Annotated in this window: 10 protein-coding genes and 2 pseudogenes; 4 read left to right on the forward strand and 8 right to left on the reverse strand. The window is 40.3% G+C overall.

The features are described from left to right. Positions 1 to 2,343 (forward strand): S9 family peptidase, encoded by a 2,343-nt coding sequence (locus H5200_RS05815; protein WP_182761130.1) that lies wholly within the window; start codon positions 1 to 3, stop codon positions 2,341 to 2,343. A gap of 156 nt (positions 2,344 to 2,499) precedes the next feature. On the opposite strand, the gene H5200_RS05820 is transcribed toward H5200_RS05815, so the two are convergent. After that, complete coding sequence (locus H5200_RS05820; RefSeq protein ID WP_182739325.1) at positions 2,500 to 3,096, reverse strand: hypothetical protein; 597 nt, start codon at positions 3,094 to 3,096, stop codon at positions 2,500 to 2,502. 85 nt (positions 3,097 to 3,181) lie between these two features. On the opposite strand from H5200_RS05820, the pseudogene H5200_RS23905 reads away from it, so the two are divergent. Both H5200_RS23905 and H5200_RS05830 read left to right on the forward strand, forming a co-directional pair. Continuing rightward, a pseudogene (locus H5200_RS23905) lies at positions 3,182 to 3,523 on the forward strand (integrase core domain-containing protein); the annotation flags it as partial. Between the two features lie 165 nt (positions 3,524 to 3,688). Further along, a pseudogene (locus H5200_RS05830) lies at positions 3,689 to 3,907 on the forward strand (haloacid dehalogenase type II); the annotation flags it as partial. Between the two features lie 133 nt (positions 3,908 to 4,040). Here H5200_RS05830 and H5200_RS05835 read toward each other — a convergent pair. Together H5200_RS05835 and H5200_RS05840 are read right to left on the reverse strand one after the other, a co-directional pair. After that, positions 4,041 to 5,351: a DKNYY domain-containing protein gene (locus tag H5200_RS05835; protein WP_182739327.1), complete on the reverse strand. Its 1,311-nt coding sequence runs from the start codon at positions 5,349 to 5,351 to the stop codon at positions 4,041 to 4,043. A 344-nt stretch (positions 5,352 to 5,695) separates the two neighbouring features. Then, the gene (locus tag H5200_RS05840; RefSeq protein ID WP_182761131.1) at positions 5,696 to 6,547 is read right to left on the reverse strand and encodes a LysR family transcriptional regulator; all 852 of its coding nucleotides are present in this window, start codon (positions 6,545 to 6,547) and stop codon (positions 5,696 to 5,698) included. Between the two features lie 129 nt (positions 6,548 to 6,676). On the opposite strand from H5200_RS05840, the gene H5200_RS05845 reads away from it, so the two are divergent. Next, positions 6,677 to 7,348: an FMN-dependent NADH-azoreductase gene (locus tag H5200_RS05845; protein ID WP_182717303.1), complete on the forward strand. Its 672-nt coding sequence runs from the start codon at positions 6,677 to 6,679 to the stop codon at positions 7,346 to 7,348. 6 nt (positions 7,349 to 7,354) lie between these two features. Here the strand turns inward: H5200_RS05845 and H5200_RS05850 are convergent, their stop codons facing one another. The 5 genes from H5200_RS05850 to H5200_RS05870 form a co-directional block, all read right to left on the reverse strand. After that, entirely contained in the window at positions 7,355 to 7,540 is a 186-nt protein-coding gene (locus tag H5200_RS05850) for a hypothetical protein (RefSeq protein ID WP_182739330.1), read from the reverse strand. A gap of 76 nt (positions 7,541 to 7,616) precedes the next feature. Next, on the reverse strand, positions 7,617 to 7,769 hold the full coding sequence (locus tag H5200_RS05855) for a hypothetical protein (protein ID WP_182739331.1): 153 nt from the start codon (positions 7,767 to 7,769) through the stop codon (positions 7,617 to 7,619). 168 nt (positions 7,770 to 7,937) lie between these two features. After that, positions 7,938 to 10,805 (reverse strand): TonB-dependent receptor, encoded by a 2,868-nt coding sequence (locus tag H5200_RS05860; protein WP_182739332.1) that lies wholly within the window; start codon positions 10,803 to 10,805, stop codon positions 7,938 to 7,940. Positions 10,806 to 10,903: 98 nt separating this feature from the next. Further along, complete coding sequence (locus H5200_RS05865; protein WP_182761132.1) at positions 10,904 to 11,779, reverse strand: FecR family protein; 876 nt, start codon at positions 11,777 to 11,779, stop codon at positions 10,904 to 10,906. Positions 11,780 to 11,839: 60 nt separating this feature from the next. Continuing rightward, entirely contained in the window at positions 11,840 to 12,382 is a 543-nt protein-coding gene (locus H5200_RS05870) for an RNA polymerase sigma factor (RefSeq protein ID WP_182717308.1), read from the reverse strand. Between the last annotated feature and the right edge of the window lie 183 nt (positions 12,383 to 12,565).

A 12,565-nucleotide genomic window follows, 5' to 3' on the forward strand; every position in this document is an offset into this window, starting at 1 on the left:
ATGAAATTACTTAAAACCTCTGGGCTGGTTTTGTCGGTACTGGCTGGGCTGTCGCTATCAGGCTGTTCGGTAACACACAACGTCACGGCTACAACAACGATGAATCAAATTAGCAATCCACTGTCGCTTGAACAAATCTATAAAGATAAATATTTCAAAGCGCAGCGTAGCACTTACTTTAAATGGCTTGATGATGGCACCGGCTACACCGTGCTTGAAGAACGTGGAAGCGAAAAAGATAAAAAAGACGACGCTGAAAATGCCAAAGCAGATGACGAAAAAGAGCACGGTGTAAAAGGCAACGACATTGTATTTTACAACGCCGATGGTACTGGCCGCAAAGTTCTAGTTGAGTTTGAAAAACTACTGCCTGAGGGCGCAGATGAGTCATTTGCAATCGAAAGCTACCAGTGGTCAAAAGATGGCAAATGGTTGATGGTATTTACCAACAGTGAGCAAGTGTGGCGCTCTCGTAGTCGCGGGGATTTTTGGTTACTCAATCTTGAGACCAATCAATTACAGCAATTAGGTGGCGCAGATGTTGAACCAACTAAATTAATGTTTGCTAAGTTCTCACCAGATAGCTCAAAAGTGGCTTACGTGCGCGATAACAACATTTATATGCAAGCGGTTGGCAGCAACAAAGTAACAGCGCTTACAACCGATGGCAGCGCTAAAATCGTTAATGGTAACTTTGATTGGGTTTACGAAGAAGAATTCAGCATTGCTGATGGCTTTCGTTGGAGCCCAGATAACAAATCAATCGCCTATTGGCAGCTAGATACCAGCGGCGTTAAGTTTTTCACCATGATCAACAACACCGACGAGCTTTACCCTACTTTAAAAGAGTTTCCTTACCCAAAAGCCGGTGAAACTAACTCGGCAGTACGCGTGGGGGTTGTTAGCCTTGCTGATAAGAAAACCCGCTGGGCCAAACTTGAAGGCGATAACCGCGACCGCTATATTCCTCGTATTAGCTGGGCAGGCACCGGTAAGGAATTAATGATCCAAGACTTAAACCGCCCGCAAAACCACAACAAGGTTTGGCTGTTCGATTGGCAAAAACAGCAATTGACCAAAATTTTAGAAGATAAAGACGATGCTTTTATCGAGTGGTTTTACAAAGCCAACTGGTCAAAAGATGGTAAGTTCTTTATTTGGCACAGCGAGCGCGACGGCTGGCGTCACCTTTATCGTGTATCTCGCGATGGCAAAATCATTATCGATTTAACCCCAGGTGATTACGATATTGTTGATATGCTGGCGCTAAACGAAGATAAAAACGTGATGTATTTTACCGCTTCGCCAGACGATGCAGGTCAACGTTATTTATTTAGTACGTCTTTGGATGGTAGTAGTAAACCTGTACGCGTAACGCCTGCTGAATTTGAAGGTTCAAACAGCTATTACATGTCTAAAGATACCTCATGGGCAATGCACACTTACTCACAATTTGGCACGCCGCCAACTAAAGAGATCATTAAAGTAAGCGATCACAGTAATGTTAAAACCTTAGTTGAAAATAAAGAGCTGAAAGAAAAACTCGCAGAGCAAAGCTTACCAAATCACGAGTTCTTTAAAGTGAATGCGCAGGATGGCACTGAGCTTGACGGCTACATTATGTTCCCTAAAAACATGGATAACAGTAAAAAATACCCAATCGTTTTTTACGTGTATGGCGAACCGTGGGGCTCAACAGTGCAAGACCGCTTTGAAGGCGACAGCTACTTGTATAAATCACTATTAACGCAAAAAGGCTTTATTGTGGCATCGGTTGATAACCGTGGCACGCGAGCACCAAAAGGCCGTGATTGGCGTAAATCGATTTATAAAAAAATCGGCTCAATCACAGTACAAGACCAAGTTGATGCGCTAGATGCCATGGCAAAACGCTGGGATGTAATAGATACCGACCGTGTTGGTGTATGGGGTCACTCAGGCGGCGGCAGCTCAACCCTTAACTTATTGTTCCGCCATGGTGATAAATTTAAAGTCGGTATTGCCTCAGCGCCGGTGCCAGACATTCGCTTGTACGACACTATCTACCAAGAGCGTTATGCAGGTAATCCAAAGACCGATCCTGAGAGTTACGACAATACTTCGCCAATTAACTTTGCCAAAAACCTAACCGGTAAGCTATTGCTTATTCATGGTACAGGGGATGATAACGTTCATTACCAAGGCTCAGAGCGTTTAATTAACGAGCTTGTTAAGTACAACAAACAGTTTGAGTTTTTCTCATATCCAAATCGCTCACATAGCTTACGAGAAGGCAAAGGCACTACCTTGCACTATCACACCATGATGGCCGATTTTTTTGAAAAGAACTTACTAAATAAGTAATTACATTAAAAAAAGTTAAAGGCTAAAAAGCCACACGTTAACCATTGTTTGCGTGTGGCTTTTTTAATCAAAATGTAACGGGGGTTTACAGCTAAGGTAAAGCTTTTGACCAGTAGAGAGTTAATTTGAAGCAGTGTTAGTGAGCCCTTTAACTTTTTAGATTTCGTTTTTTAATGATTTTATTTTGCACTGGCTAAGTATTTCATCAACAGTATTTGCTATTACATTAGTTGGCACCAATTCCTGTTGATTAGAAGCGTTTAGTGCATTTAATGAAAGAGTGAACATCTCCTCGTCGCTTGCTGCTGACCAAAAGCCTATTAATCTATAATGCTCATTAAACGTAGCTTTCCAAATTGATAGCTTTGCAGTACGTTGCTCCCAAATATAGTTTTTAGAATGTAATAAAGTCACCGTATAAAAAAGCTCCTCTTCCCACATTTTTTCATATCTTTTGTGTGAGTCTTCCACAATTTCAATCTTCGATGCTTCTTTCGCTGAGTTTTTAAATAAAATAGAGTCGTGCTCAGGTCTTATAACTCCTACTGTAACGGTTATTATTTTATGTTCATCTATAAGCTGAAAGTCATATTTGAGGTCATTATCATACTTTTTCTTATTAATTGTGACTGCTTGGCCCTCGATAGAGGATATTTCGCAAAACATACTCGACTGGCTACGCCCATGAGCACTCAATGAAATGAGCAATAAAATTAAACAAAAAAAACTATATTTTGAAATATTGTGTATCACTAAACGATCCTTTTAAATAATTAGTACAAAGAGTTAGAGCTTACATCTGTCTTAATTATTATCTAAAAACTAGACGGAAAGAATAGCATTAGATAAAACCTACGAGCAACGAGGCAAACCATCTGAATTGATGTTTCACTCAGATCAAGGAAGCCAATACGGCGCAAAGAGGTTTTAGTAAAAGTTATTGCGTTACCGGATAAAAAAGCATGAGCCGCCGAGGGAATTGTTGGGACAATGCGCCGATGGAGCGCCTATTTAGAAGTTTAAAAACAGAATGGGTTCCCTCATTGGGTTATAGTAATTATCAAGACGCTGAAAAAGATCTTAGCTTCTTGATGAATTATTATAATTGGCGCAGGCCACATAGCCATAATCACATGGTGTAGCAGAAGAAAAACTTAATTCACTGCTTGGAATTAGTTGACCACAACAAACACAATCTTACCGTGCGTATTTTTAACCAAATCGTAACGGGGTTTACAGTGGGTGCTTAAATCGCCGGTAGTGTTACTGTACTTTATTACCTGATATGGTGATTAAGCTGAGCGATAAAATCGCGTTTTAGTAACGATTTAAACAGGAGTCATTAATGGCAACTACACTGGCGTTTGATGTATACGGTACACTTATAAACACTCATGGCGTGGTGTCGTTACTTGAAAATATGGTTGGCGATAACGCACACGCATTTTCAACTACCTAGCGTGAAAAACAGCAAGAATACTCATTTAGATGGAGCTTAATGCAAAACTATATGCCTTTTTCTGTGTGTACTGAGCATGCGCTTGATTATGCCTGTTTACTGCACAATGCCCGAAAAGACTTGGCAAGATCTTCAAACGTCGATATTGTCGTAAGGGCTTATCAGACTGTTTGGAAGTCATAGTCGAATACACAATAAAGATACAGAGTAGATAGCCATACCCTGTACCTTTGAGCGTTTATTCCCATCTTTTTAAGTAGTACTCACCCGCATCGTTCTCGTCTGCATATAAATTTTCTTCATATTCAAAGGTTAACGGGTCGGCATCGACTACCTTATACACTTCCCAGTAAACATGCTTAGCATCTTTTGAAAAACGATCGGCTATTACAGTGAAAGTGTTTGGATCTGCACCCTCAACTACAACATTATAATAAAAAACCTGAGATCCTATACGGACAAATATTTTTTCATCTTCATCAAGAATAACCACATCTTCAGGTTCAACACCGACAAGTTTATTATTTCTGCTATACACTTCGTTATTGTAAGCATAAAAATTATTTGTAATGTCTTCAACATCATCAGTAGGAACCAGAATCACCCGCGTTGGGCTTAAGTGAAGAGAATTCCATTTCCACATCTTCTCAAGCTCGCTGGCATCAGACCGGCTCACTTCTGCCACCGTTCTATTGTCAACAATATAACCGTTGTAGTAAACGTGCTTACCATCTTTGGCAACAGAATCATTTAATACTTTAAATGTAGATGGATCACTTTCTGGAATGGGTGTATTAAAATAGTACGCTTGATTTTTATCTTTTCTGTAGTAAGGCGTAATCACCGTAAAGCCATCGGCTACCATGCCTTCAACAACCTCACCATGTGAATAAACATGCTGTCCGTCTACGGCATACTCATCATTAATAATTTTAAAACGACTGGCTTCGTTACTAATTATTTTTCCCTGATAAATTACCTGCTCACCATGACGAATATAACGCTCGTTCGCATTTTTAATCGCTTCAGGCATTGTTTTACGTGGAAATTTGTCATCGATGTAGTAATATAAATATTCTTTATCCATGGCGTATGAGCCCAACAAATAAGAGAACGAAGCGGCGTCTGCACCTTCTATCATTTGTCCATAACAAAAAACTTTGCCACCACTAACAAGATAACCAGATTCATCTTTACTTGTATTAATACCCGATGTTATCAACTGAATTGAATTAGGATCAGCACCCTCAACCCGTCTTCCGTTGTAATAAACACTATTATTATCTCTAGCGTAAGACTGACTAATCACACTGAACGTATCAGGGTCAGCTCCTTCTACTGGAGAGCCTCCAATTTGGAAAAAATTGCCATCTAAAACATAAACAACTTTACCGTCTTGTAGGTAATATTGATTGCTAATTTTACTATCAAAAGCAGTCGCGTTATGCGTGCTAGGATTATTAACATATAAGCCAATAATAAGAGCAATTAAGGCACCAACAAGGGGGATGACTAAAAATATAATTCCAATCCATATGAGTATTTTCATTTATCTTTCCATAGCTATTAAATATATCAGCGGATAAAATAACATATTTATAGCGCCATGTTTAACGGGCTGCTAATGATTAACACAAGATGAAGAGGGCGTTCATAATTCTATGCCATAACATAGTAGGCAATTTAAAAGATCATTTCGAAAGAATGAATAACCCCTAATTGCTTAGTGTGAACTTACATAGAAACCCAGGGGAGCAAATATTGACTTCAGACATAATATTTATTGACTGACCCTTTATCCTTATTTTGCCTATTAGACAAAGTCTAAAGCAATAAGATAAATCAGTAACCCCCTACTTTTAGCTATTACTTAATTTGATTTATAACTAGCATTTATAAATTCAACAGCCCTTCTACCCATTCTAAAACTAGGCGTGTATCTCGGGTTTGAAAACGCTGTTTATTGGGTATGTAATAACAAAACTCAGATTCAACTGCTTGAGTATTAAAGTTTTTAAGTAACTCGGTGTTTAATAATCGTTGTACTAGCGTGGTTGAACAAAATACCAGTCCTGAGCCTGCCATAGCTTCTTGAATGCCAAATAGCTCTTGGTCGAAGGTTTTAATAATAAACAAAGCAGGATCTAAGTTGTTTTGAGTAAGCCATTGTTTAATTGGAGGCTCACTTAGCGCGTTGTTTTTCCATTTTGTGGTATAGAGCGTAACAGGGCCATTTTGCCATGGGATATCGGCGGCTTTGTATGAGCCAAACAGGTTAAAATGTTCGGTTTTTATAATGTCATCTGCGTTTATATTGCGCTGCTGGCCAAAGCGAATGGGTAATGTGTGCAATTGTTTGTCAATGGCTTCACTGGTTGATATATCTACCTCAAGATTGGGCTGACTTTTTGATAATTCCTGCAATGCGGGTATTAAGCGCAGGGCGGCCAGTGACGAGGTGGTGGTTATTTTAACTGTTGCCCCTGTGGCTTGCACAGTTGCCAGTGCTTGGTCGATGCGGTTAAAGCCGTCACTTGTGGCCGCACTTAAATATTCACCAGTGGGAGTGAGAGTGATCTTTCTTACTTGGCGGTAAAATAAATCCACATTTAAACGGCTTTCAAGATTATTTATATGGTGTGAAATCGCTGTTGGCGTGAGTGAGAGTTCATCAGCGGCGGCTTTAAAGCTGCCTAAACGCGCTGCAGCTTCAAAGGCTTTAAGCGCTTGTAGTGATACTTGCATAAGTGATATTGGCAAATAATAAAATTGACTATAGATGAGTATAACTTATTTATAGCTGAGGTTAACTCGTTTGTGAAAAGCCTCTGTTAGTTGGATGATGACCGCACAATTACTAACAGGATAAACAGCATGACCACCCTACTACACATTGATGCAAGCATCAGAGCCGTTAAAAATGACAATCCAGATCACGATTCAATCTCTAAAAATATAGCTAAGCGTTTTATAGAGAGCGTTACTCAGCAGCAAAGCATAGATGAGTATATTTATCGTGATGTAGGTGTGAATCCGCCGCCTTTTATTACCCAAGACTGGATAGGTGCGGTATTTACTCCTGATGATAAAAAGACTAATGAGCAAAAGCAGTTACTGGCGTTGTCAGACTTACTCATTGCAGAAATTGCTGGTGCTGACATTATTGTGATTTCCTCGCCTATGTATAACTATGGTATGCCAGCGCAGCTGAAAGCCTGGTTTGATCTAGTTGTTAGGATCAACAAAACTTTTGATTTTGATCTGGCCCGTGGAAACTTTCCGCTGCTGCCTTTACTTGGCGGTAAGACTTTGGTTGTGATCACCTCAAGCGGTGAGTTTGGTTTTGAGCAAGGTGGTATTCGTGAGCATATGAGCCATTTAGTGCCGCACTTACGTACGTTGAGCAAATATTTAGGCGTGAGCACAATTCATGAAATTGCCTGTGAGTATCAAGAGTTTGCCGATACTCGTCATCAACAATCACTAGAAAATGCTTACAGTCGAGCTAAAGAGCTTGCGCTGCATCTCAGTTATGTTGCTGCTTGAAAGCTCTTATTTAACGGCTTCCTGAAACTGCGCTAAGTCTAGCTTTGTTACGGCTATGTCTTCTTTGTTAACTGCGTAGCTTATAAATAAGCTTTTTTGCCAAAGATAACTTTTTGGGTAGCTGTAACCAATGCGTTTGTATTTACCTTGATACTGCATGGTCGGTAGAGTTTGTTGGTCACGAAAAGTCATAACCACGTTGTTTGCTTTATTGATAAACCAGCTAGGCTCTAGCTCATCGCTAACATATTTACTAAAAGGCCGGTTGTTAGGCTTTTAAATCCTGTTCAATAACGCCTTTTAGTGACGTGCCTGCTTTATTTAATACCGATTTAAACTCACCCCAATTTATGCCACCTTCACTTTGGCTATATAAAACATGTGTATTTGGGCCATCTTCGTCTTTTTTTGAGGATTGCATGAGGTAATTATCGTTATGTATCATTTCGATACTAGCAAGCCATTAACTCAGCGGCTACTGGGTTTGCATAAGCTAGCTTTAAACATTAGTTGCTTGTATTATTTTTACTCAAAACGTAATGGGGGTTTACAAAAGCGATCTTTGTTTACGTGTGGTAAATTCAAAAACTTATATTCTTAATGACAAGCTAACTACCACGCGGCGGCCAAATTCTTCAGCTTTGAGTAATGAACTGGCGCCGTCAGTTTTTGCTGTACGGGTGAGTGTTTCATTGGTGGCATTAAATAAATCTAAGCGCAGGCTGGCATTGGCTGAGTAAAACCAGCTAAAGCTTAAATCTGTGCTGGTGTAGCCTTCAACATAACTATTGGCATTATTACTAATGTCGTGTTGCTCCAAAAAGTCACTACGGTAATTAATATTAAATGCAGCTTGCCATTTATCATCACTGACCAAAAAGCGCAGGTTACCTGTCCAGTCAGAGACTCCTGCAACTTTTAAGTGATTGCCAGCTAAGGTGCTTACATCAGCTTTGTTTATATGGGTGATGCTTGCTGATAATTGGCTTTGTAAGAACCACTGGCTATATTGCGGTAATTGCCACTGGCTACTTGCTTGTAAGCCATTGACTTGAGCTTGGCCATCGTTAGTACGTTGCAAAGAGTTGTAATGCTGGCCTTGATAATTAAAGCTTGCTGCTTGCTCAACAATAAAGTTATTCATGTGGTGATTAAAGCCCAGCAATTGTGCGCTGACGCTTGGTTGTTGCCAGTTAACGGAGAGGGTACTAGTGTTGGCTATAACCGGTTGCAAATTGGGGTTACCAAGCTCTGCATAAGGTAGACCTCCTGAGTTTACATGCAGCTTTGGGTTTAAATCTGAGTAATTCGGCCGATTTAAAGAGCGGCTAAAGCCTGCCCGCCATTGCCAAAATTGCGAAGGCTGCCATTTTAAATTAACTGACGGTAACCAAGTGCTATCATTATTGCTGCTATTGATGGGCGCTAATTCCCCTGTTGTTGCATGCTGTGAGCCTTTTGTTTCACTTAATGTATTGCTGTATCGCAAGCCTGTACTTAACGTTACTTGCTCAAATTGCCACTTTGAAGAGATGTATCCTTCCTTTGATACAAACCTTACTTTGTAACTATTTAATCGGTCACTATCGCTCATTTCAGCGAACGATAAATCAATATCATAAAGTTGAAAAAGGTCACTTTTTGGGATTAGCCAAGGCTGTACATCTGCGTTGATAAACTCAGCTGAAAATTTATTAGTGATTGGTTCAAGCCAACGACCATCTAAATTAGGTAGTTGCTCTAAAGCCGAGGGCGATAAACTTATATCTTTGCGGGTGTAGTCATAATTTTGAGTTGAATGTAAAAAGCCGATATCCAGCGCTTGTAAGCCCCAATAATTTTCACGACTCCAATGACTATCAATGCCCCACTCGTCCACTTCATTAAGCACATTAATAGTGCGTTTGCTCATTTGATTAATATGTGAGTAGCTACTTACCAACCCTAGGTTGCCTGCAAAATTAAAGCTATCAACCGATTTATTTTGTAAAACTACGTTTGCCTGCATAGGCGAAATAGCCCCATGAACGCGAGAGATAGGTTCTTTGGTTTTACTGTTTGCTTTACTGCTACTGTAAAATGGCGAAAGCGTTAAGGGTAAATGCGCACTTGGTTGCCAGTTAGCATCAACTTGTATGGTTTGGTTGGCATAATATAAGTTGGATTCTTCACGGCTAGTTTTGGCATTTACATCGTTAAACACAAATTGGTTTAAGCTATTATTTTCATCGTTAACCTGTGCTTGAGCTGACTGACTTTGTGGGTTAATTGAAATACGGTGCTCATCAAACGAAAAGTCAGTATCTGATCTAAACCACAGAGTATTAAGCTTTAAACGCTCAGTAGCTTGCCAGGCTAAAGCGCCATAATATGTTGCGCGAGTGCGATCTTCGTTTTCTATGGTCAGTGCTAAGCCATCTGTAGGCACCAAGATGTTTTTATTAATATCAGGCCATTGGTAAGGCTGCGGTGCGCCGCCATTTTCTCCCCAGTGCCAGGTTTCAAACTGAAACTGACGTTGCAGACGGTTTTCATAGTTCATTTTTACCATCACAGCTAAGTCACCATCTGCTGTTTTGGCATTGCCTGTTAATCCAAAGCTTGGTTGAAGGTTTTGTTCACCTTCAAGCGCAGCGGTGGTGAGCATAACTTGTAGGTTATTGTCTTGATAAGCAAGGGGGTCATCGCTGAGCAAGTTAACTGTAGCGCCTACTGCACCACTAGGAAGGCTTGAGTTTGTGGTTTTATACACCGCGATATTTGAAAATAACCCTGCGCTAAATATATCAAAGCGATGTTGTTGCCCATATTGGTTTGAATTTCGAACGTTTTCGGTATTTGCAAGGCGATGACCATTAAATAGCGTTAATTGATACTCAGCACCCAATCCCATCGCATTAATATTGAGGGCTTCACCGCGATCGCGGGTAATGCTTATGCCGGGTACTGCTTGTAGTGCCTCGGCAAGATTTTCAGCTGGCAGTTGATTGAGCATTGCGCCTATTGCTATTTCGCTTTGCCCTACATAGTTACTCTTTATTTGTTGGGCGTAGTTAATTGCTTGTTGGTAATTGTGGTTATAGGCATCACCATTGGATGGTGTAGGTAATGACTCGGTTACTGTTACTTCTTCAATCACCTGCGTATTGTTAGTTTCGAGTATTGATATTGCCGTTGCTGGTACTGATGTTGCGGTTTGAAAAATAACGATGCCAGAAGCGGTTTTTTGCCAGCTTAATTGCCTAGGAGTCAGCCATAAATCAAGAGTTTGCTCAAGTGTGGTTTGAGTACTGGGCTCAACGGTTATGCCTGCTAGTAATGAGGTGTTGTATATTATCGCAGTGGAAAACCGTTTAGATAGGTCAGTTAATTGCTCTATTAAACTGGCCGTTGCGGCATCTGCTGCAATAGAAAAAATCGAGAGTGCTACACATAAAAAACTGCTTATACGTAACATCTATGAACGGCCTTGCTACTTCATTAATAAAACGACAGTGTGCAGAATATAAATGAACAATTTATGACAATGCCAGCAACTGCAGAAATATGCTCAAACTAGTTTGTTGGCGACAATACAATACTGTCGTCAAAGCGATTAACCTCAAGCTGGTTTAATTGCGCGATTAAAGATGCCGCGCCAACGACATCGGTTGTTTTAAAACGACCGCTGACTCGTAAGTTAGCATCCACATTACTCAGAACTAATGGTTTGTCGGTATAGCGATTAAGTTGAAAAATAGCATCATTAATGGTGACATTTTCTAAATCAAGCCAGCCAAGTTGCCAATCAGGCTGCTGTGCTTTAAATGTACTTACAATAATATGATTATTATGAACGCGAGCTCGCTGCCCTTTTATTAATTCTACTCGCTGTGCGTTATCTGGTGTGGTTACCGCCACCTTGCCATGAAACACATCAATTGTGGTTTCGCGTAGGGTTTTATCGATATTAAAAGCGGTGCCTAATACGCTTATTGTTGCGTTACCCGTATCGATAGTAAATGGGCGCTGTTCATCACGTTTTACTGAAAAATAAGCTTCGCCTTTACTCAGGGTTGCTTGTCTGGCTTTATCGTTTTCATTAAATTGCAAATTAGTGTGTGTATTTAATGCAACTTCAGAGCCATCTGACAAAGTAGTATCAGTGGCTTCAGTGGCAAAATACTGTTGTGCAGCAACGAGCGAAGAAGCTTCAGGGGTTACCTCTGAGCTTAATTGCATAACGCCAACCACGGCCACAATAATACTGGCTGCAAGCGCACTTCCCCACAACCAAAAAGGCTTTTCTTGGCTAGGTTCTGCCTGTGTTGGCTGATTCACTTGTGTTTGTGAGTCTAATTTTTGTAATGCTGCAATGAGTGCGGCATCTTGCCAAATCGCTTGCTTAAGTGGATCTTTATTTTCATCGTCATGTTTGGATGAGGTGACCATGTTATTTCTCTATCTATCTCTATTATTGATATAACGACTTAACGTTCATTAAGGGGACACTTAGTCGGCAATAAATTCGCTGATTGCGTCTTTGAGCATATCCATCGCGCGGGAAATATGCTTTTTTACCGCTTCTTCTGAGAACCCTAAGCTTTGCGCTATTTGTTGGCGGCTTTCGCCATGTAACCGCCTTCGAGTAAACACATCACGACGTAGCGCAGGCATTTGTGTGAGTACCTGTTGATATAAACGCAGTCGTTGCTCATGGTCGAGTAAGTTTTCAAGGGAAAGCTCTGTACTTAATGGCTCATGCTCTAGGCACTCGGGATATTTACTTTGCTCTTTGTGATGGTCAATCACTAAATGATGTGCCATCCGATAACCATACGCTAGTGGGTTATCAATATGATCGGTACATTCTATTTTTAATGCTTTGAGCAACAATTTTTGAAATAAATCGTCCGCATCGGCTTGTTCACCAACCGCCCGACGAAAGAAACTTTTTAATGCATCTTGATTCGCAATAAAACATTTAACCAATGGTCGATGAGATTGACTTTGCTTGCTTGCAAGCGATAGAGGCGGTTGTGTTTGCGATATCATTTTATTGTATTTACAGCATTTTCCTTTAATTAGGCGCCATACTAGAGCAAAAAAGTGGATATTGATGTGATCATTTGATGACATTTTTATGAGCGCGCTGTCGCAAAACCGACATAAAAACTTCATCAAATAAATACGTCCCCTATTAAATTTTTGCACCGTCATTAGAAGTGAAATCAATTT

This window comes from Pseudoalteromonas sp. SG43-7 (assembly GCF_014164295.1).
GTDB classification, from domain to species: Bacteria; Pseudomonadota; Gammaproteobacteria; order Enterobacterales; family Alteromonadaceae; genus Pseudoalteromonas; species Pseudoalteromonas rhizosphaerae.

Excerpts from the sequence above, each read along its gene's own strand:
- H5200_RS05850 (WP_182739330.1), bottom strand. The coding sequence starts at position 7,540 with ATGACTTTTCGTGACCAACAAACTCTACCGACCATGCAGTATCAAGGT.
- H5200_RS05870 (WP_182717308.1), bottom strand. The coding sequence starts at position 12,382 with ATGATATCGCAAACACAACCGCCTCTATCGCTTGCAAGCAAGCAAAGT.
- H5200_RS05865 (WP_182761132.1), bottom strand. The coding sequence starts at position 11,779 with ATGGTCACCTCATCCAAACATGACGATGAAAATAAAGATCCACTTAAG.
- H5200_RS05855 (WP_182739331.1), bottom strand. The coding sequence starts at position 7,769 with ATGCAATCCTCAAAAAAAGACGAAGATGGCCCAAATACACATGTTTTA.
- H5200_RS05840 (WP_182761131.1), bottom strand. The coding sequence starts at position 6,547 with ATGCAAGTATCACTACAAGCGCTTAAAGCCTTTGAAGCTGCAGCGCGT.
- H5200_RS05845 (WP_182717303.1), top strand. The coding sequence starts at position 6,677 with ATGACCACCCTACTACACATTGATGCAAGCATCAGAGCCGTTAAAAAT.
- H5200_RS05815 (WP_182761130.1), top strand. The coding sequence starts at position 1 with ATGAAATTACTTAAAACCTCTGGGCTGGTTTTGTCGGTACTGGCTGGG.
- H5200_RS05860 (WP_182739332.1), bottom strand. The coding sequence starts at position 10,805 with ATGTTACGTATAAGCAGTTTTTTATGTGTAGCACTCTCGATTTTTTCT.
- H5200_RS05835 (WP_182739327.1), bottom strand. The coding sequence starts at position 5,351 with ATGAAAATACTCATATGGATTGGAATTATATTTTTAGTCATCCCCCTT.